Annotated in this window: 22 protein-coding genes; 6 read left to right on the forward strand and 16 right to left on the reverse strand. The window is 34.2% G+C overall.

The genetic code is table 11. The features are described 5' to 3' along the window. Positions 1-9 precede the first annotated feature (9 nt). The 6 genes from BMX24_RS20030 to BMX24_RS20055 form a co-directional block, all read right to left on the reverse strand. The gene (locus BMX24_RS20030; protein ID WP_089796036.1) at positions 10-1,068 is read right to left on the reverse strand and encodes a hypothetical protein; all 1,059 of its coding nucleotides are present in this window, start codon (positions 1,066-1,068) and stop codon (positions 10-12) included. Between the two features lie 10 nt (positions 1,069-1,078). After that, positions 1,079-2,113, reverse strand: coding sequence for a hypothetical protein (locus tag BMX24_RS20035; protein ID WP_089796038.1), 1,035 nt, complete (start codon positions 2,111-2,113; stop codon positions 1,079-1,081). A gap of 10 nt (positions 2,114-2,123) precedes the next feature. Continuing rightward, positions 2,124-3,182: a hypothetical protein gene (locus tag BMX24_RS20040; protein ID WP_089796040.1), complete on the reverse strand. Its 1,059-nt coding sequence runs from the start codon at positions 3,180-3,182 to the stop codon at positions 2,124-2,126. 180 nt (positions 3,183-3,362) lie between these two features. Beyond that, positions 3,363-3,695 (reverse strand): 7(1) septoil knot domain-containing protein, encoded by a 333-nt coding sequence (locus tag BMX24_RS20045; RefSeq protein WP_089796042.1) that lies wholly within the window; start codon positions 3,693-3,695, stop codon positions 3,363-3,365. 317 nt (positions 3,696-4,012) lie between these two features. After that, the gene (locus tag BMX24_RS20050; RefSeq protein ID WP_228404941.1) at positions 4,013-7,066 is read right to left on the reverse strand and encodes a VIT domain-containing protein; all 3,054 of its coding nucleotides are present in this window, start codon (positions 7,064-7,066) and stop codon (positions 4,013-4,015) included. Between the two features lie 184 nt (positions 7,067-7,250). Beyond that, complete coding sequence (locus BMX24_RS20055; protein ID WP_089796044.1) at positions 7,251-7,550, reverse strand: hypothetical protein; 300 nt, start codon at positions 7,548-7,550, stop codon at positions 7,251-7,253. Positions 7,551-7,974: 424 nt separating this feature from the next. On the opposite strand from BMX24_RS20055, the gene BMX24_RS20060 reads away from it, so the two are divergent. Beyond that, positions 7,975-9,051 carry a hypothetical protein gene (locus BMX24_RS20060; protein ID WP_089796046.1) on the forward strand — a complete coding sequence of 359 codons (1,077 nt, stop codon included), beginning with the start codon at positions 7,975-7,977 and terminating at the stop codon, positions 9,049-9,051. Positions 9,052-9,087: 36 nt separating this feature from the next. Here BMX24_RS20060 and BMX24_RS20065 read toward each other — a convergent pair whose 3' ends face one another. From BMX24_RS20065 to BMX24_RS20090, 7 genes are all read right to left on the reverse strand, one after another. Beyond that, positions 9,088-10,569: a helix-turn-helix transcriptional regulator gene (locus tag BMX24_RS20065; protein ID WP_089796048.1), complete on the reverse strand. Its 1,482-nt coding sequence runs from the start codon at positions 10,567-10,569 to the stop codon at positions 9,088-9,090. 136 nt (positions 10,570-10,705) lie between these two features. Beyond that, the gene (map, locus tag BMX24_RS20070; RefSeq protein ID WP_089796050.1) at positions 10,706-11,470 is read right to left on the reverse strand and encodes a type I methionyl aminopeptidase; all 765 of its coding nucleotides are present in this window, start codon (positions 11,468-11,470) and stop codon (positions 10,706-10,708) included. Positions 11,471-11,666: 196 nt separating this feature from the next. Next, the gene (locus BMX24_RS21470) at positions 11,667-11,789 is read right to left on the reverse strand and encodes a hypothetical protein (protein ID WP_262485649.1); all 123 of its coding nucleotides are present in this window, start codon (positions 11,787-11,789) and stop codon (positions 11,667-11,669) included. Positions 11,790-11,893: 104 nt separating this feature from the next. Beyond that, positions 11,894-12,769 carry a tetratricopeptide repeat protein gene (locus BMX24_RS20075; protein ID WP_089796052.1) on the reverse strand — a complete coding sequence of 292 codons (876 nt, stop codon included), beginning with the start codon at positions 12,767-12,769 and terminating at the stop codon, positions 11,894-11,896. Further along, positions 12,739-13,911, reverse strand: a complete 1,173-nt coding sequence (locus BMX24_RS20080) for a phage integrase SAM-like domain-containing protein (RefSeq protein ID WP_089796054.1) — start codon at positions 13,909-13,911, stop codon at positions 12,739-12,741. The genes BMX24_RS20075 and BMX24_RS20080 overlap by 31 nt, the downstream gene beginning before the upstream one ends. Before the next feature lie 403 nt (positions 13,912-14,314). Further along, entirely contained in the window at positions 14,315-14,761 is a 447-nt protein-coding gene (locus BMX24_RS20085; protein ID WP_228404944.1) for a JAB domain-containing protein, read from the reverse strand. A 38-nt stretch (positions 14,762-14,799) separates the two neighbouring features. Continuing rightward, positions 14,800-15,195, reverse strand: coding sequence for a hypothetical protein (locus BMX24_RS20090; protein ID WP_089796056.1), 396 nt, complete (start codon positions 15,193-15,195; stop codon positions 14,800-14,802). Positions 15,196-15,404: 209 nt separating this feature from the next. Between BMX24_RS20090 and BMX24_RS21090 the strand changes: the two genes are divergently transcribed. After that, positions 15,405-15,614 carry a hypothetical protein gene (locus BMX24_RS21090; protein ID WP_139176914.1) on the forward strand — a complete coding sequence of 70 codons (210 nt, stop codon included), beginning with the start codon at positions 15,405-15,407 and terminating at the stop codon, positions 15,612-15,614. 407 nt (positions 15,615-16,021) lie between these two features. On the opposite strand, the gene BMX24_RS20105 is transcribed toward BMX24_RS21090, so the two are convergent. Together BMX24_RS20105 and BMX24_RS20110 are read right to left on the reverse strand one after the other, a co-directional pair. Then, the gene (locus BMX24_RS20105) at positions 16,022-16,306 is read right to left on the reverse strand and encodes a hypothetical protein (protein ID WP_089796062.1); all 285 of its coding nucleotides are present in this window, start codon (positions 16,304-16,306) and stop codon (positions 16,022-16,024) included. Positions 16,307-16,343: 37 nt separating this feature from the next. After that, entirely contained in the window at positions 16,344-16,907 is a 564-nt protein-coding gene (locus tag BMX24_RS20110; protein WP_089796064.1) for a hypothetical protein, read from the reverse strand. A gap of 97 nt (positions 16,908-17,004) precedes the next feature. On the opposite strand from BMX24_RS20110, the gene BMX24_RS20115 reads away from it, so the two are divergent. After that, positions 17,005-17,250, forward strand: coding sequence for a helix-turn-helix domain-containing protein (locus BMX24_RS20115; RefSeq protein WP_089796066.1), 246 nt, complete (start codon positions 17,005-17,007; stop codon positions 17,248-17,250). A 308-nt stretch (positions 17,251-17,558) separates the two neighbouring features. Here the strand turns inward: BMX24_RS20115 and BMX24_RS20120 are convergent, their stop codons facing one another. After that, the gene (locus BMX24_RS20120; protein WP_089796068.1) at positions 17,559-17,930 is read right to left on the reverse strand and encodes a hypothetical protein; all 372 of its coding nucleotides are present in this window, start codon (positions 17,928-17,930) and stop codon (positions 17,559-17,561) included. A gap of 467 nt (positions 17,931-18,397) precedes the next feature. Between BMX24_RS20120 and BMX24_RS20125 the strand changes: the two genes are divergently transcribed. The 3 genes from BMX24_RS20125 to BMX24_RS20135 are packed head-to-tail and all read left to right on the forward strand — an operon-like array spanning position 18,398 to position 20,496. After that, positions 18,398-19,348 carry a hypothetical protein gene (locus BMX24_RS20125; RefSeq protein WP_089796070.1) on the forward strand — a complete coding sequence of 317 codons (951 nt, stop codon included), beginning with the start codon at positions 18,398-18,400 and terminating at the stop codon, positions 19,346-19,348. Position 19,349: 1 nt separating this feature from the next. After that, positions 19,350-20,243, forward strand: a complete 894-nt coding sequence (locus BMX24_RS20130; protein ID WP_089796098.1) for a HamA C-terminal domain-containing protein — start codon at positions 19,350-19,352, stop codon at positions 20,241-20,243. A gap of 1 nt (position 20,244) precedes the next feature. After that, positions 20,245-20,496, forward strand: a complete 252-nt coding sequence (locus tag BMX24_RS20135) for a hypothetical protein (RefSeq protein ID WP_089796072.1) — start codon at positions 20,245-20,247, stop codon at positions 20,494-20,496. Positions 20,497-20,583 lie beyond the last annotated feature (87 nt).

Here is a 20,583-nt window from a genome sequence, read left to right on the forward strand (position 1 = left end):
TTAAAAAAATTACTGTCCTAAATACACAAAATAATTGGCATTTAAAGCACTCGGTCTGATGTCTACCGGCGCGTCACTTCCTCCTGAAGACACAGAGTAGGTATGGTTGCTACCGCCAAACCCAGTGGTACGGGAATAGTTTGCCCCGCCAACAAAACTTCCTGACAACCAATAATCATGAACGTTGTTTCCGCCACCGTTTATTGTATTTGTCCGTATTCTATCGAGCGTCATCGTATGCGTGTGCGCACCTGTAGAGTTGGTAGAATAATTAAAATTAAACAAAGGAAGATTGGCTCTGGTCAGTGTAACGGCATTACTTCCCGTGAAAGTTCCGGGAGTTGTTGTTGCAGTTCCCATAGAATATCTTCCGGCTGCATTAGGAAGTACTGTCGTAATTCCTAAAATACTTGATGCATTGTTTTGGGCAGCTACAGGTAGTGTAGTGACAGCCCGCCCGTCCAGAAGATACCATCCGTCATGATCCGTTGTAGCATATGAAGGTTTTACATCTCCAATATCAAAAAACTCTGCGTCGTGCATAAGTACACCTTGCGCATCAGAAATTACATTTCCTGCAGTATTCAGCCCTTGAACTCTTACATCTCCATTTACATCTAAAGTCACTGTAGGTGCGGCCGTAAGGATTCCGATTCTGGAAACCGTGTCTATGATACGAAACAGATCGGGTCCCATATTAAAATATTTTCCGTTCAGTGTCATCAATCTGTCCGAAGTAAGTATCCCGTCGATGGTATATACAATATCATTACTGTTGATAATGTTTTCCAATAAGGGTCTCCAGGTTCCTGACTGATAAAACCAAAAACCTTTTCTGTTGATGGTAGCCCCGTCGCTGGTCAATGAATATACAATTTCAGACTGATCAGGATTTTGAATGCCCTGGATTTGTGCTGCGGTCTGTCTCGGAATTAATATCCCGTTTTTGGTTGAAACGATATCCAGCACAGCCTGAGGTGAGCTCGTTCCGATTCCTATTACTGCTTTTTGTGCACTAAAAGAAGAATATATAAATAAAAATACTGAAGTAATTATTATTTTTTTCATGCTTTCCTGTTTATTGTCCCAAATAAATGAAGTAAGTATATGTTATGCTTTCCGGCACAATACTGAACGGTGTTCCGCTTCCTCCAGAGCTCACTACTCCACTATGGGCATGTGCTCCGGCAGAAGGTAATGTAATAGTAGCCGTTCCGCTCGCTGTACCTCTTCCTGACCTTAAAACATAAGCATTTCCAGCTGCATTCGGAGCAAAGTTAAATCCGGATGCCGCAAGTATGTGTGTATGATCTGTAGATGTAGAAGTAGATCCCGTCATGCTGTAGTTCGGAAGATTGGCTCTGATAAGTGTCACATTGGATGATCCTCCGGAAGCTAGTGTAGAACCTTGTTTCATCAAAAGATTTTCTGCATTAATTAAATTACCGCTTATCCCTAATGTTGCCGCGTTGGTTTGTGCCGCTGCCGATAAGGTATTTACAGCTCTTCCGTCCAGTTTATACCATCCGTTGTGATCTGTCGGCCGTAAAGATTCTTTTACCGTTCCGTAAGGTACTTTAGGTCCGTTGGCTAATGTTCCGTCTGCTGTAGCCACTACATTTCCCGCAGATAAATTTCTTACCCTTGTATTTCCGCTGACATCCAAAGTATGCTGCGGCGTATTGGTACCGATACCAACTCTCTGATTTGTTGAAAGAATGGTAAGTTTATTTGAATCAAAAGATAAATTATTCCCGTTCATGGTCATGGTACGGTCGGAAGTCAGTGTCCCGTCCCCGTTATAAAGATCAATATTAGGCTGAACCGATGCACCGAAAGGTTTCCATGTCGTTCCGTCGTAATACCAAAAACCCTGGCTTTTAATAACAGTTCCGTCAGTAGTTGTAGCGTATACCAATTCTCCAATCTCCGGATTGCTGATCGCTTCTGCCTGAGTTGCCGCCAATCTCGGAATCAAAACACCCTGTGTTGTAGAGGTAACATCTAATGCAGCCTTTGGAGCAGATGTACCAACACCTACTTGCGCGTTTATATTCATTATTGATAAAACACCCAATAATGATGCGATTTTTATGATAATTCTGGTTTGCATAAGATTTTTATTAAGTTCCTAGATAAATAAAATAATTAACCTGTATGTAGCTCGGTGATAAAGGAATAGCTGTATTTGTTCCTCCTGAAGGTATTGTAACCGTGTGGGAATGTGCTCCGTCTGCACTACTCGTATAATTCTGGCTCGCCGTTATTGAACCGGCAGCTGCTCCACCTGCTAATTGATAAGAATTGGCAGATCCGGCAGGATCCTGGAGAATATCCGTTGCTCTTAATGTGGTCTCTCCCGGACTCACCAAAGTATGGGTATGTGTTGGAGTTGTAGTAGTTCCGGACAATGTGAAAGTCGGCATATTGGTTTGTGTCAATACTACACTTGCCGCTCCCGTAGTTGTTCCCGGAGTTCCCTGCTTGATGTATTTATTGGCCGCGTCGGGAAGATTTCCTGTAATTCCTAAGCTTGCTGCTCTTGTCTGAACATTTGCCGGTAAAGAGGTTAAAGCCCTTCCGTCCAGCAAATACCATCCGGCGTGATCTGTAGTTACAGAAGAATAACGCATATCTCCATAATGATATACAGAGGAAGCATCCGTCGTCAAAGTACCATCAGCAGTGGAATAAACACTTCCCTGCGGTAAAGAGCGAACCCTCATCGATCCGTTGACATCGAGTTTCTGAGTAGGTGTTGCGGTCATTACACCCACATTTCCGGTAGTGTCTCCTGAAATAAATAATTTATCCGGACCCACATTCAGGGAGTGGCTGTCCATGCTTACAATTCTGTTTCCGGTAAGTGTTCCGTCTGAGTTGTAAATATTAATTCCTGCAGAACTATTCGCAACAACAGGTTTCCATACTGTACCGTCGTAAAACCAGAATCCTACTAAATTCACGGTAGTTCCCGTGTTGGTAGTACTGAACACAAGCTCACCTTCTGTGGGTGAAGCGACCTGTTCGATCTGGGAGGCTGTCATTCTGGGGATTAAAATTCCGCTTTTATCAGAAACGATATCTAGCGCTGCTTCAGGGGTCGGAGTGTTGATTCCGGTTTGGCTGAAAGTTTTGATGCCGGTAAGCAATAAGCATAAAACCAATACTTCTTTTCTCATATAACCAATTGATTTAACAAAAGATACAATTGCAGTGTTTTGCGATGTAAAAATATTGCTTTAATCAGCTGATATTTGAAAAGTAGCTGTAAGAATATTGGTACAGCTTTGTGGAAAAAAGCGTACAAAAATAATTTTTAAGATCAATATTTTATGATTATATTATTGGCTCTATCCTTTCTAATACATCAGTTGTTTTTTGTCATTTCTAGCCCAACCTGCCTGACTCTCATACTTTACGAAAAATATTTTCAGATCTGCCTGGCTTTCATATTCTACAAAAAAGATCTTTTTCTTTGCCTGACTTTCGTATTGTGTGAAAAACCATTTCCCGTCGTTCTTTCCGGCCTGGCTTTCGTATTCGACTTTGTATACTTTAAGGTCTGCCTGGCTTTCATATTCTGTTACAAATACCTTTACATCTGCCTGACTGGAATATTGTACAGAAAAAACCTTTTGGGCACTGAACTGCAGCCCCAGAAAAATTAATAAAAATATAAATAACTGTCTCATTGTGTTTTGTATTACAATTAATGAATAAAAAGATACAAAATTTTATGCAATAAAAAAGCGCTCACATTTCTGCAAGCGCTCCAAACTCAATCTCCTTCATGATATACCGACCACTTGAAATTCACATTTCCACATTCAATTTATTTATGTTTTTACCCTTTCGTTTTAAAAACCCGCAGATTTGCCGATGGTACAGACTTTTAATAAAAATGAATTTATAATTCCCGGATCATACAGTTTATAAGATTAAAAAATGCTGTTCCATCTGCTCAACCTGCAGGTACACCTCAATCACTGAATTTTTTGAAAAAATTATATTAAAATTCAAATTCGCCAATCAAAATACCGTCTCCTTTTTGTTTATTATCTTTCTGATTCTGGAAAACCACTATTTTTCTTTCCTGTTTTCCGGTTGCATAATTGATAAAAACTTCTGCCATAATCGCTGTCGGCCCCGCAATTCCCACCTGATTTTCACCAAAGAAATTAGTCTGAATTTGGTATTTCCCTTTGATGGCTTTTTTCAGTAAAAACTGCTCCGGCCCGAAACCTCGCGTAAAATCGTCACTTATTCTTCCTCCGATTGCGGTTTCTTTGTGAGAATACATACAACGCTCTTTATTAGGATCTGTTACCCAAAGATCGATGTCGGTATCGTCTTTGTTCCAGTTGATGACAACCCTGATGTTTACGGGAAGCTCTGCAATAATTTTAGGATTGATATTTTTTAAATCTAATTTATTTCCGTAGTTGCTGATCAGCTGGTTGATCTCCATAATGATGATCTCTTCAATTCCGTCGTCGCGGTTGGCAAGCTCTTTTGTATAAGACTGTGTCAAAACTTTATACAGATTATCCAAAGCACTCTGATATTCTTGGTTGTCTTCCAATGCCAAAGCATAATCTCTGTAACTCTGAGGATCAAACGGTCTCCATTCCAGCACTTTTTGAGTGGCAAAAAGCTCTTTATCATATACTTCAGCCTGTTTCAGCTTGTAAGCCAGCAATTTGTAAAGCTCTTCATCTTCAATCTCCAGATCGGCAATGGAACTCAGTATTTTTACTCCTAATTTTTTATTATTGTTTTTAAACAGCAACTGTGAAATATCAAAGTAATACTGCGGCAGATTTTCATATTCTTTTCTATTTTTAAGATATACCTGATAGATAGCTTCCGGGTCTTTAAGATCATTAAAAAACTTCATGTATTCTGCGTTGGATTTTACTTCCTTCATATTTATCCTTCCGGAATTGATGATATCTGATAGCTTTTCATCTTCAGACCTCACCCCGATCTGAACTCCCGCTACTCTTCCTTGAAGCGCCTGAACTGCGTTGGTACGTGTTACTCTTCTTTCCACAATTTCATTACTTACGCTTTCCCTGCTGGCCACTACCGCTGAAGTTACAGCATCTCTTCGTTGAGAGCCATATCCTATCATTACCACTTCTTCTATTGCTTTGTCGGATTCTGAAACCTCAGCAGCTTCATCTCTGCTTTCTGAAATATTTCCCGTTACTACAACCTCCTCTATTCTCTGGCTTCTTAAAGTATCTCGTCTGGATGCATGAGAAGTTGGCTTCGGATACTGTTTCGGCCTATTTTCATAGTCTGTTTTCCACCATTGCTTCAGGGTTTCGGTCATTCTTTCTGCGTCTTTCATGAGATCTTCTACCCTTTCATCTTTTTCTGCCCTACGGTTTTTAACAATTTCATTAAACTGTGTCTGCAATTCTGTCGGCGGCGTGATATCATACCGAACATAATCTTCCACATTTTCCAGCACCATAAGGCTCATATTGTTGCTTACCAGACCAAACTGTCTGCTCAGATTTTTGATTTCATTTTTGTTTTGCTTCTCGAAAAGTTCCAGTTCATTGAGCTTTTTCTGTGCCCAGAATTTTGAAATTTCCCAATCTTTTACGGTCTGTTCCTGAGCATTTAAAGTAACAGTTCTCGTTTCTGTCACTTCATTTCCGTAGCCGAATTTTACTTTAACGGCCGTTTGATTTCCTTTTAAAATACCCGCTAAAACAAAATCCTGAGAAATCGTCTGTGCTAAAGACGGGTACACTTCAGAAAGAGAAGCATTGCTTTCTATTCCCAAAAATTTCAGTGGCTGGTACAGAAGTTTTCTTACTTCTTTTTTGGGATCGTTTTCATTAATATTTAAAAATTCACCGCCCGTTTTGTTGCTGATATATTTTAGCTGATTAAAATTCACATTATTTGACGAAGAAATCGTATATACAGGCTGTTCCCACCGCAATTTCAGCTCTCCGAAAGACGACAACCCGTCTGTGAAAAATAAAATTTCATCATCTTTTAAAGACTCCAGCTGTCCAAAATCTGTTCCTCCGTCGTAGGTAACCTGTGACAGATACGTTTTTAGTTCGCTCCAGTTTCCATCATTTATTTTAAAACTTTTTCCTTCGTCGAATGTATTATTAATGAAATATATTCTGACGGTCAGGTTTTTATTGATTTTAAAATATTCCTCAAGCAGGCTCCATTCTTTGGTATGCTCCCGTTTCATCCCACTGAGGGAATTGTCCCAGACAATGGCCAATTTATTAGGAAGCTTTTTGGCTCTTTCGCCGGAATTAATATTTACATTTGCCAGAAAATAGGAGGAATCACCGGAAGCATTTTGCATCAAAACAGTTTGATTTTCATTATTTTGAGGGAAATTAATTTTCAGATTTCCGGTAGGTTTATATTTTGTCTTATGAGTTTCCGCTACCCATACATTTCCGTTTTTTACAAAATCAAAGCTTCCATCCGGTTTTTCTTCCAGCTGTGGAGCATCTGCATTTTGGAAAACCGTTGTTTTTATAGTAAATTCAGGGATTTCAGAAGCAACATTGAGTGGTAAAAAGTATTGATAATTGTTCCCGGATTTTTTTAATTCATAATTATACGTGATCTGCACCGTTCTCACGCCGCCATTAGCATTGATGGGATAAATCGTTGTACGGAAATTGTTTCCCTCCACTTTTTCTAAAACTCCAGGATCGACGTTTCTTTTTTTAATGGTTTCGTACACTTCTTTTGCTTTTTCCTTTTCCACAGGAACGGCATCGCGAAGTTTCCCATTGATGTCCAGAGCATATCCGCTTGCATTCACGCCTTCCGGAAGCGGAAAAGTAAGCCTTCCCTGTCTTAATCTTCCCGAATTGTTTTTAAAAACCATCGTCACCACATTGGTGGAAATCCTGCCTGTAATTTTGGTTTCTATACTAAGTTTCTGAAGAACGACCTTATTATTTTTCTCGTATCCGCCTTTACCGTCCGGAACGTCGATCGTAGGGATCTGCGCCAGAGATAAAACAGGAAAAAACAACAGTAATTTTATATATAAGCTTCTCATAAAATGGGCATTTGAATTTGAACAAATGTTTCTATTTATAAAGATGCAGGAAAGGCTGAACGGGTTGGAAATATTTTTAAAAATTTTAATAAATAATTAATAATCAATGCATTAATTTATTTAATAAAAAAACACCTGCTGTTATGGCAAGTGCTTATTTTAAAATTAATTTATTCCATTAAAATCAGCTGACGGGAATGAAATGCTTGTGCAGATAAAAATTATTCATCCTGATGCTTTTTTTAATGTCTTCGATAAGTTTTTGTAAAGTGTTGTGTGACAAATTCGTGACATCATATACTAAAATATTTCCATTTCTGCTTTCTTTGATGTGCAGCTCGTGGGTTGTTGCATTGTGCTTAATTTCGTAATCTATCACAATACTTTTAGGCAGATTCACTTCTTTTTCTTCAATAGACTTAGGAAAATCTTTGCTTATAAAAATAAATTTTCCATCCTGGTTTTGATAATCAAATACTTTCATAACGGGGAACATTTAAAATATTTTCAATCAATTCGGTGTTTGTGTTTAGACTTATAAAGTTAATAAAAAAATAGTTTTCAGTTCACATTTTTTTTCATAATAGTATTCAAAAAATAATAATTGTGCAGCAAAGAAGCAGCAAATTGGATATCGTTTTATGAAATTAAAAAAATATTCACGTCCCTCAATTTTTTGAAATAATTTTCACACAAAAGGGATAAAAACTATACAAACACCCCTTTTTGCCGTCATCTGCGTAGAATTGCGTCTTTTTGAGTAAGGTACTGCAAGGATACTTTGAGGTAAATTTGCAAACAAGAAACACACGATTCATTAACACAAATTGCTATTGTATTTTATTAAAAATTTCACGGATAATTTATAATAGCTTAAAAAAATTTATTAGCACAAACAAATTAAAAAAATGAAAAAAAAACTATTTCTAGCCAGTATGCTGATGTCATCATTGGCATTTTCACAAGTAGGGATACACACTTCAAATCCCCAAGGCTCTTTCAACGTAGATGGAGCTAAAGATAACCCAGCGACGGGAACCCCAAATGCCGCTCAACAATCAAACGACCTTACCGTATTAAATACAGGAAATGTAGGCATCGGAACCACTGCTCCGGTCGGAAAACTTCATCTGTATAATCCTATTACCGGATCAGAAATGGGTAATGATTATGTCATTGATGACGAAAGTCCTATTTCGCAAATTCAGGGTCTGGTCATGCGCCGTTCTAATGCAGGGAATAACTTAGCTCAAAATGATTTTATCGGAGCGATGTTATTTAATCCTAAAATTGGCGGAACTTTCGGATACGCAGGCGCTGGAATGGCCGGTATCTATCGTGGTAACGGAACAACCGCTCTTACTGCACTGGCTTTACGGGTAAACAGTAACCAGGAAGCAGTACGTATTGACGAAAATGCCAATGTAGGAATAGGAACTTCTACCCCAACTGAACGTCTGGATGTAGCTGGAAATGCAAGAGTGAGAACAATAACTCCGGTAACGGGATCTACAGTGGTAACACCAGTATATTCTGATGCCAACGGAGTTTTGGTAAAAGCATCACCTTCTGTTACCTATGGAGAAACCACTTCAAATTCGGTCAGTCTGGCAAGTGGTGCTACTGGTACATTAATTACCGGAGTGACTCAAGGTATTTATAAAGCCGTTGTTTTGACAAGTGATGCTTGCGTATATGTTGCCACAGCAGAATATTTTGTACACAATTATTCTTTCAATAGCAGTTTCTCCATCAGAGGAATAACCGGATTACTTAGCCCAAGCACCACTAAAGGACCGACTTTCAATGAAACCAATCAAACGACAACTGTTACTACCTGGACAGGTAAACCTGCATGTCAGGACGGGGGAAACTCAACAGCTTTAAACTATACAGTAACAATGCCTTCTGCAGGAACAATCAATGTAACTAATAATGGAAATGTCAGCAGGGCTTATAAAATAATTCTTACAAGATTAGATTAAAATTAAACAATAAAAAAGCATCCTGCGGGGTGCTTTTTATAATTTTGAAAGCAATATATATAAATCATTCTGGCTTTTGAGATTCATTTTTTTCATGATTCTGTAGCGTCTGCTTTCTACGGATCTGAGTGTTGAATTGGTATATACAGCGATTTGTTTAATTTCGAAATTCATCTTGATTAATGTACAAAAATTCAGGTCGGATATATTCAGATCATATTTTTCTTTGAGTGACTGGTAAAACGTCGGATAAACTTTCTGAAATTCAATATAAAATACATTGATATCCGCTTTGGCCAGATTTACCATTTTTTTAGAAATCTCCAGTTGCCGATCTGCTGAAGTTTCGGTATCTGCATTTTTCATGACTTTTAGGGTGTCCTGCTTTTTTACTGGACGGGATTGGGTCTTGTTGTAAAGTACATACCCACCGATAAGTAAAAAAATGGCAACAATTATAAGAACAGGATAAATGCTTTTATTGCTTTTTTCCGGCTCGGATATTTTCAGATTAATTGTACTCACAAGACTGCTGTTCTTTACTTTTTCTTTGACAATGCCGATACTGTCTGCCAAATGCTTTTGTCTCCATGAATAAATCGTAGCGTTTTCAAAATCTTTTAATTGCCCGTAAGATGCGGAAATCATAGGGTAAATTTCGTAAAGGATATACACTTTATGGCTCTGTTTAGCCTTAGAAATTGCTTCTGAGAGATACTTTATCGCAGGATGATAATTTTCAGCCACATTTTCTACAGCCCCTTTTATGATGAGATTTCGCAGCATAAAATCATCATTGGGATAGGAAACCAACAGCTCATCAATTTTAGTTATATACTTTCTGGCACTGGTAATGTCTTCTGCAAGCGCCGTAGACCACGCTAAGGATTCGAGTGCATAAATGAGAGTGAATTTTTTATATATGTTGGAATCTTCAAGGCTAAGAGCTTCGGAATACGCCTGCTTTTTATATGATAAAACGGAAGCCATGTTTTTGCTGATGCCTTCATTATTCACCAACAATTCAGCTTTTGATAAAAGGATAAAGATAGTATTGATCTTTTTTTCATCACTATTATCCACAAGCTTGTTATAGTTTTCGGACTGGACCAGGATTTGTTTTGCATTGAAAAAATCGCCAAGTTGGACAAGTAATCTCTGGTAAATCAATGACAAACGGCATAAGGTATTTTTATCATTCTGAGATTTTGCCAAATCAATGCCTTCATTAATTTTCTTTAAAGCAGATTCAAAATCCGCATTATTACAATACATATTAGCCTCTTCAACAATAGACCTTGCCTTTCCGGGAATAAATCCGGCCTCTTGTGAAAGGTAATAAAGGTCGGTGGTATTTTTAAGCGTGATCTGCTGATTAAAATTTCCGGTGAGATAACCACGATCAATTAGTCTGGTCAGGCTGTCAATTTTAGATTCACTTGCCTGAGCAAAACTGTTGTGGAACGAAAAAAATATTACTAAGAATAAAACTACCCTACATATTGTAAAATTATACATAATATTTTATTGATTAACAAATATAAACAACCGATAACCAATTACACATTATAAAAAGTAATTAAATTGTTATTATTCATTAATAATATTCAAGCTGAAAAATTATGTTTTTTGGGATTGTTTTTGTGCTGTTTATTTAATTCAATATTTCATTCATTTCCGTTAAAATAATAGGTTTCCCGTCGGTCACGACAATCGTATGTTCGTGTTGTGCCATGTATCCGCCTTTGTTTCCTACCATCGTCCATCCATCTTTGAGCTCTACGGCAAGATTTGAATCTGTAGAAATAAAAGTTTCAATCGCCACCACAGAATTTTTCCTGAAACGTCTGGAATCAAAACGGTTTTTGTAATTCAGCAATTCGTCGGGCTGCTCGTGGAGGCTTCTTCCGACACCATGTCCCGCAAGGTTTTTAATGACTTTTAAGCCTCGTTTTTTGGCTTCATTTTCCATCAGAAATCCTACATCGGCAATTTTCACCCCTCCTTTTATCGTATCGATGGCTTTTTGTAAAATTTCTTTGGAAGCATCGACCAATTTTTGATGTTGATGAATATCTTTTCCAATCACAAACGATCCTCCATTATCCGCCCAAAAGCCGTCAAGCTCTGCCGAGACATCGATATTAATTAAGTCTCCTTCTTCCAAAACCCTTTTATCCGTAGGAATCCCGTGACAAAACTCATTGTTGACACTGATGCACGTCCAACCCGGAAAACCATACGTGAGGTAAGGTGCCGATTTTGCTCCGAAATCAGAAAGAATCTTCGCCCCGTATTCATCGAGATCTTTTGTAGTCATGCCCGGCTGCGCATAATTAATCATTTCTTTTAAAGTGTAGGCAACCGCTTCGCTTACTTTCTGCATCCCGATTAATTCCTGTTCGTTTGTAATGGACATTGTTTTGTTTTTTGATTGGTTATGTTGTAGCTATCACCGAATAGCCATGAATAAAGGAAGAAAGATAGGAAATTTTTCTATATTAATTTTCTAAAGAAGATGGTATTGGTAGGAATATTTTATTTAATATTTTGGAGTTGCACATTTTTCAGAATAATCAGAAAATATCTTTTCGTTAAAAGTCTCGAGATAAGTTTTAGGGAAAATCATTATATCCAAACTGACAAGCATATCCAGCCCTCATCCAATCAATATCCAGTTCAAATCCATTTTTAGTGGCTTTTAAATTTCTTTGCCCATCTAAAGATTCTATTTCCACGCTATAATTTTTTTAAATTTTTGTGTAGACAACATGGAAATCAATTTCAAATTTTCAGTATTAATATAGATTGTGTGTTTTAATACATTCTCATTTGTGAAAATTTACTTTATCCTTTCCCAAACCTGTTTAGGAATTTTCTTCAAATCTTTATTTTGAGACTTCATAAGCTCAACATATTTTTTATAATTTTCTTTTGCTAGATCCTTTTTGTTTATTGCCCAATAACTATCTGCTAGATTAAGATAGGCGACAGTTCGAGTCGGCTCCTTTTTTATTATACTTTTCAAAATAAAAATAGCTTCATCATAAATTTTGGCTTCTTCCAGATAATATGCTATATCGTTACTATTCTTTATATCCAATAAATTGAGAGTTCCTATTTTAAATGTATTTACAGGATAATCCATAAAAAAATCATCTGCTTTATAATTGAATAGTATTTCAAAGGCATTTTTATTTTGAAAAAAAATATTATTTTTTAATTTTTGTTTTGAAAGAAAGGAATTTTTCTGATTGGTAAAAAAAATTTTCTCGTCCATCGTTTCGTAATCCATATTCGTGACTTTAACAGGAATAATATAGTTTTTAACAATGAAAATACCGTCCGCATTTAGATCAACCTGCTCCTTACTGATTAAAAACAAATCTTTTTCATTTACAAATAAATGAAAAGTACTTTGGGTTTTAGTCGTGCTAGCATTGTTTTGATAAACGAGAAAAAAATCATTCTTAGAAATACCTCGATAAAAATAAGTAGTGAATAAGTCTGCGTTTCTAATTAAGCTACTATTATTATAAATGATTGCTGAGTCGGGAGACTTAACTAATAATTTTTCGCCAATCATCCGAATGGAGTATTGAGAACCAATCTCAGTTTTCTTTTGTATCTCTTTCGTTTGAGAATTTCCGCTACAAGATTGTAACAAAAGAAATATTAATATTATATTTAATCTTTGCATTTTTTTATTTTTAAACATTTTTCCATCTTTTTTGCATATTCTTGTACTATATCTGCCCGATCTGTACCGTTTATCACCCTCCTCGCATTATAATAATCAGTTTTTTCTGAATTTATATAATCACCAAGTGATTTTCCCGAAAATTTTCCTTCTTCACATCCATATATCATAATTTTAATTGCAATATCATGATTTAAAGCTTTTTCTGGAGAATTTACTAAATCTACACCAAACTTTTCTCCCATTCTCCTATAATTTTTTTTCCAAGTAATCTGTACGAATCCCCTTCCAAAATACTTTACTCCATCACCTTGTTTTGTATTCTCATTTTCTAACGCCATTTTTTTTCGTTTTTCATTTTTTCCTAAAACAGGATCATACATACCTTCAAAGTACTTTTTTCGTACACTCCAACTGATACAAAATAATCTTCTAGTAATATCTAAATGACTATCATTGCTAAGGTCAAGATTAAATACTTTCTCAAAATCAGCTTCTACAAAATCTACAAATTGTCCTTTTTCATGCTCTCTGTCTAATTTTTCAAAAATTTTATTAGTGTGGTAGTTTCTATCATACATGAACTTTAAAAAGGCTTTAATATTTTTGATTTGCTTTGATCTTGTGTTAGTCTTCTGCTTACAGGTCATTTTCAAATAATTCATGAAGCCATCAAAAAATCTAATATCTAAATCATCAAATAACAAGTTCTTTTTACCAATAGTTACCGAATAAGCATTTAAATGATTTCTAAGAGTTGTATATGCCTTAACCGTTCCTTCTTTAAGATTTGATTTTCGTATTTCTAAAAACTTTTCAAATGCTTTATCAACTGTTAAATCAATTTCAGAATTTTCAAATTTTCCAGTTAAATAAGTCCTAACCTCATCAAAAAATTTAGTTGTCTTTGATTTATCATTTTCTACAAAATTTTTTGTGTATAAATCTAATATCTTAGACTGCACCGTATTAAGTATTTTATTAAAATTTAATGCATTCGAGGAATTTGCTTTAACTCTTTGGCTATTGTGATTCCAATATTTAGGATTTATTTTTAGAGTAGTGGAAAATTTTGGTCTTTTTCCGTTCAAGCTGATAGCAACCAGTACTAATGAATCTTTTATTGAATTTCTTTCTTTTAAATAGAAATTAATTTTCATAATATTTACATTTAGGGGACACTTTAAATTACACAGGGGACACTAAAGGGGACACTATTTTATGAATATAATTGAACAATCTTAAAAGTAAATATACAAAAAAAATCCTCATATTACTTATGAATACAAGGATTTATATTTAACTGTGTTCAGTTATTTTTAACTGTTTTCAGTTGTACGTGGTCCCACCTGGGCTCGAACCAGGGACCACCTGATTATGAGACGAAAAAAGTTACTTCACATTTTATTTCATTCTTTTTCATTGTTCTGATTTTCAACAAAATAAAGATTTATCATTTTTCATTTCTTTATAATATCTTGTATTATTCTGACAAAATGTTTCACCTATGTTTCACCCACATATTTTTTAGTCAATTTGCAGAAACTGCAAGAACTGCAACTGTTACAACAGTCCTTCATCATTAAAACTTGTATAACTTTCTTTTGTGATAATAATACTGTCAAGGAGAGCAATATCAAGTAGCTTACAAGCTGTCTTGAGTTTCTTCACAATGGCTAAATCTGAGCTACTTGGGGTAAGGTTTCCACTTGGGTGGTTATGTACCAATATAAGTCCAGTAGCTAAACATTTTAAAGCCACAGCTAAAATCAACCTAATATCTACTAAACTCCCTGTCATACCACCTTTAGACAAGTTGTAAACCCCAATTACAGCATTTGAAGAATTTACAAACAGTATTTTGACTTCTTCTTGCATTTCTATTATCCCCTTATCCCAGATTGTTCTTAGAACTTCTATCACATCACTGCTCATACTGAGTTTAGTTTCAAACATTTTGTAAGGGTGATATGTTACCTGTATCTCTGATACTGTTATTTCTGTATTCATTTTAAGTTTTTTTGGAGTATGTGAGGGCACAGCTCATATCATGTTTTTGTAACTCCAAAATCATAGAACTTGTTTAAAACCTCTTTCTGATACATCAGAATAGTTAGATTTTCTTCTTCATGATAGTAGAGTTTTAGAGTAACTGAACTAGGAAAGGTGATGGTAAATTCTTCCAGCTTATTTTTAAGCCTTTCAACTTTATTTTCTTTGTATTTCAGTTCAACTCTCATGAGTCTGTCAGCATTAAAGTACAATAGTATCTGCTTTACCTTTAACCCAAGAACTTCGTTAATATCTCCAAAGTACTCATAAGGAACTAAAGACAGATTATTTTCAATAAATTCATAAGTAGGTACTGATATAGCTTCAAACTCAAAATCATTGTGTTCATCATCTAGTCTGAATTTTAAGTGCTTATATAGGTCATTCTTCATTTAATTTTAGATTGTTAAAACCACTTGTATTAGAGGTGGCTATATTATTGTTTACCATGGCATTTCTTGGTCATATTTTATAAAATTTGTTTGTATTCTGTAGCCTCTATACACCCACCTTTGATTTTAATTGAGAGATAATCCCCCTTAGCTTTATTAAAGCAAGGAATGAGATAACCTGGAACTAAAATTTCACAGTTTATCCAATCATGAAAAGCCTTGTTATCATCTTCAAGAATTTGATTAACATATGTCTTCTGGTAGGCTTCATCATTAAATTTGCTGTATATTTCACAGATATACAGTTTACCTTTATTCAGTTCCCAGGTTACAATACTGTTGCTAAGGAAGAATGTAGAGGTAGTTATTATGGTGAACATGTTCTTTTTAAGGTTTTCACCAAAGTCAACGTTACCTAGGGGCACTGTAATAGTGAATAACTTCTAATATCATGCTATCAGAATAATAAGAAATATAACACCAATTAAACTTGTAATTAATGATAGTCTGACATCAACTCTACTTGGAATGTATAGTGGTGGTCTCCTAACTATATGATATTGGTACACGTAGTTGTTAGCCATTACCATTAAAATCAGTAGTCCTGCAACTATATAGATTATTGCTAAATACCATTTGGTGTAAAGAAACATTGTAATTATAGGTGCTATTAAGCCTGTAAGAAAGAACCAAAGGTTTAATAGTACTGTATTTGTTCCTCTGTAGATAGTAGGAATATCTCCATCCTCCTCTGCAACATTTCTTGTCGCATTATGTAAGCTAAGGCTTAGAAAAGCAAAAAAACAATAAGCTAAGTACATATTTATTAATGCTTTTCGTTGGAGCCTGTGGCTGTGTTATTTGAATTGGTTTTCTTACCAAATTCGTCATAAAATGCTATATACAGCTTGTTCTGTCTCTTGTTGTAATATCCAACAAGATGGCTTTCTGGGTTTATTTCTTTATATCCTTCTGGTAAAACAACCTGTACAGGATAGTTGACGAGATTATATCCTTCAATATTTGACTCTTGGTAGAATTTAATGCCAAAGACTGCTAATAGTACACCTAATACAAATGCGATTGTGACTAGTAGTGATTTAAGTTTCATTTTAATTAAGATTAAAAGTAGTTGGATGTATTGATTCCTATTCTGTAAAACTAGACCTGGAAATAATAAAAACCTTATAGTTTAAATCATCAGTCTTTTCAAGGTTTTCCCCAAACATAAATACGAAGTCTGTGGTTTGTATAATGGTTATCATATTACCATTACCCTCTGTGTGCTGTTTATACAGCTTTGCTCCCAGGTAATGGTAAGATTGTTCTATTAAACTTTCATACAAAGCTTCAGAATTGAACATATACTGAACAGCAATTTTTTCCTTTAACTCTTGAATATCTCCATAGAAAACCCCACTACCATCATTACCCTGACCTGGGAAGTAGTAAATTTCATCCTTACCATTAGTAAAGAGGTTATAAGTATTATTCTTAATTCTAAAATAAAATCCTTTACTCAAAAGACTTTTAGAAACTCCTGAAAAGGTTGATGTTGTTTTAAGATGAACTAAGTAATCAAGACCTATACTCTTTGTATCATGTTTTGTTGAGGTCTTGACTGTTTGAGTCTTAGTCTTGCTTCTGACTTGACTTTTAAGTGTTGTGGTTATACTTACTAGTATTGTAATTAAGAGTAAGGTTGTTCTCATAGTTAAAAATGTTTAGTTAAGGTTAGACAAATATATCAAAGTTATCGAGAACGATAACCAAGTCATAGCTATTTATTTTCACTTTTGGCTATTAATCATGGATAAGAAAGAACTCCAAATAGCAATCAGTAAAAGAATTATACAGTTGAGAGAAGAAAAAAATATCTCTCAATCTGAACTTGGAGCATTATGTAATATGGATAAATCCAATATGAGCAGAATTGAATCTGGAAAAACTAGCCCTTCAATCTTTACTCTGTACACAATAGCTACAAAATTGGAAGTTGATTTCTCAGAACTATTTAGATTCCTTGAAAAGTCTAGTGAAAACTCAACTCAATAAAATTTCACACCAACGTCCTTATTATTTCACTAGAAACTGTAAGTTACTGTTATAAGTTCATGAGGCTATCTGGGTAGATATTTCAGCTATTTAATAAAATCTTACCCAATTAAAATTACTTATGCAGTCACAGTTACCCGGGCAGAGATAAAGGTAAACATCAGTAAACAGGAAAAAAATAGAGTAAAAGAAAAGTACAAAAATTTACCACCTTTCTTTATAGGCTCCAGGTAAATTTTGTCCTAAATAAGTCCCACTTTTTGTTTCTGTATATATACAATTTACAAAAACTGGGACTTATTGGATTTTTACTGAATAGCATTCACAAGGTTACCTGGAGCTGTATAATTCTCTAAATAGTTATTGTGTGTTAGTTGTGAACTTTCATCAGGAGTGTACTCATACCTGTGATTCAGGGTAATAAGTTCTCCTGTTTCTTTGATAGTGTACTGGTAAGGTTCACACTCAACTTTAATAATGTCACCTTTCATCATAGTTCCCTTTAAACTTCTGCATACAGCTTCATCAAAGGTTGCAGGTATATAGCATTTCTTTGCTGTTGTATAATACTGACCTGTGGTCTGACTTTTTAAAAGCTCAATACCACTGTTAATTTCAAGGACGCAAAATGCTGTCCCATCTTCTTTTTTTCTTTTGGTGTAATTCGTAATCGTTACCATAGTCTTTTTGATTTTGAGTTAATTGTTAATTAATGAAACAAGACACAAACCTTTACACCACCACTGTTACCTGAGGTCTAAAGCCTAATGTCTGTTACTTCCCTACAAGTGGGGGTTATTCAGGAGTGTTGTTTTGTAAAAGAGAAAGATTGATACTCTATTTTAACTGCTCCAGGTTCAGTATTGGTGAGAGTTTGGTAGAAATCAGTATAGGCAGATGCAGTGAAAGTATATTCACAACAAAACATAGTACTATTAAAAGTAAAAAGTTCAACTTAAAGTTGCAATTGTTTACAGATTTAATAATAGACCTTTGAAAATTTTCGAGTTACTGTAAGGTGGGGAGGGGATTTTCCCAATTTAAATTGAGATGGGGAGTTTTTAAGTGGGGGCTTAAGCAAATGTAAATTTCAACTTAAAAAATTTCAAAAAATTTTTTATATTTATCTTTAAATAACTAAAAACCAATGACAAATTCAGTATTATACTTTCCCTACATTAATTTACCAGAAAATAGTTGGACAATTAAAAGCATTCTTTATTGGGATACAGTAGGAGTAATTGTACCACCTTCTTATATAGAAACTCCTCATAATTATGAACAATATACAGGTAATTTACTCCAGAGTAATCTTGTAACTCAAATATTTCCTAATGATTATATTAATAATTCAGAATTTGATCAAGGATTTATTAATTTATTGGAAAATGATGGGTTTAACATTTCTGAAAAGCAACAGAATTTTGAGCATGAACTTGTGACAAAGGTTAATGTAATGAAATTTGGTGAAAAGTTAATGAAGAAATTAGTAGAGTTAAGAATTGCTACCAAAATAAACCACCAATGGTATTTAGTTGAATATTCTACTGCAAACTTAATAATGTTATATCTAGCTTCATATATTGGTATCAAAGAGGATTTCACACCATCTACAGATAAATTGCTTGATTATCCTTCTAATCTAACATCACAAAATACAATAAACAAAAACCAAATTCGAGAAAAATTACTTGAAGACATAATTCCTTATCCTGTAAACCCTAATCTTGATAGACTAAAAAGATTTAAAGATTTATACTATGACGAATTGAACTCATTCAGAATCCTACTTGAAAGAACTATAAGCGAAATTAATAATAATCAAGATGAAGAATTCTACTCTATTAAAGTTGAAGAATTAATAGATAAAAGGGATAAGATTTCATCTGATTTGAAAGGCTTTAAATTTTCTCTTGCCAAATTTAGTAGTATAATTGGTCTTGGAGGAGCAACATATGGTGCTATTTCAGGAAATGACATAGCAACAGGCATAGGATTAGTACAATCAGTCCTTAGCCTTGCTCAAGCTTTTAATAAACCTGATATTTTATCCCAAGAGTGTTCATATCTTGCTTTAATTGATAAAAATTTTAACTAAAATGCTAGAAACAAATATAGAAAGTAAATTTCTTAATCTTTTTTATCATGACTTACAGGACCAAATTCTTGATAATGATAATACGTTAAACTTATTTACATTAAAAGTAAAGAATAATGCTTTTGCTTATGATGAGTTAATTGAAGAATTAGGTGATAATTTATGTCATTTTGCATTATCAAGACAGAATGTTAAGAAGTTAATTGAAGAGCAAAAGTTTAATACACTTGTTCAAACAGCCAAATCCAAACTTAGAAATCATAATATTAATGAAGGAGAACTTGGAGAAATACTTTTGTACTGTATTCTTGAATCCTATTTAAAAGCTCCCAAAATACTTACAAAGTTAGAATTAAAAACAGCTAATAATGATTATGTTAAAGGTGCTGATGGTGTACATTTATTGAAGGTAGATGATAAAAACTATCAACTAATTTTTGGTGAATCAAAACTTGAGTCAAATGTTAAAAATGGGATTTATTCTGCATTTGGCTCAATAAAAAATTTTTTAACAAAAGAGGGAAAATCTAAATACGAAATAGAATTACTAAATACTAATTTAGCAAAAGAATCTTTTGATAATGACAGTTACGAAATTTTAAAAAAGATAATTATTCCAAGCGCAAAAGATGATGAAACATATTTAGATTATTCTTTTGGAATATTTCTAGGTTTTAATATTGAAATTAATGATGAAGAAAGAAAAATGTCGAATTCAGATTTTAGAACGTGTATAAGAGAAAAAGTAAAAACCCACATACAAGAAAATCTTACTTCAATAAATTTTCAATTACAAAAAAGTGAATTTACTGGATATAAATTTTATGTTTATATAATTCCATTTAGTGACATTGCTGAGAAAAGAAAAGAAATTATAGAACAAATTACATTATAATATGCAATTGATTGAAAAATTAGAAAAAGATATTTTCGAAAATGAATATTTCAAATCACTTTTTGAAAAATGTATAATGATTTCTTCTATTAAAAATTTCAAATCTCAAAATGAGGAAATTAAGCTTTTTACTGATAAAGAATTTATAGATATATTAAGATTTGCAGATATCCTTTCCAATTCAGAAACTGCAAAAAGTAGAAATCAGGCATATCATATAATATCTTCTTTAAATAGCCTTTATTTGAATTAGTCAATACTTAATCTGACAGTTATAATCAAATTAAATAACTTTAAAACAGATTAAGTATTATGACAACACAACAAAAAATTATCAAAA

Origin of the sequence: Chryseobacterium wanjuense, assembly GCF_900111495.1 — a bacterium.
GTDB classification, from domain to species: Bacteria; Bacteroidota; Bacteroidia; order Flavobacteriales; family Weeksellaceae; genus Chryseobacterium; species Chryseobacterium wanjuense.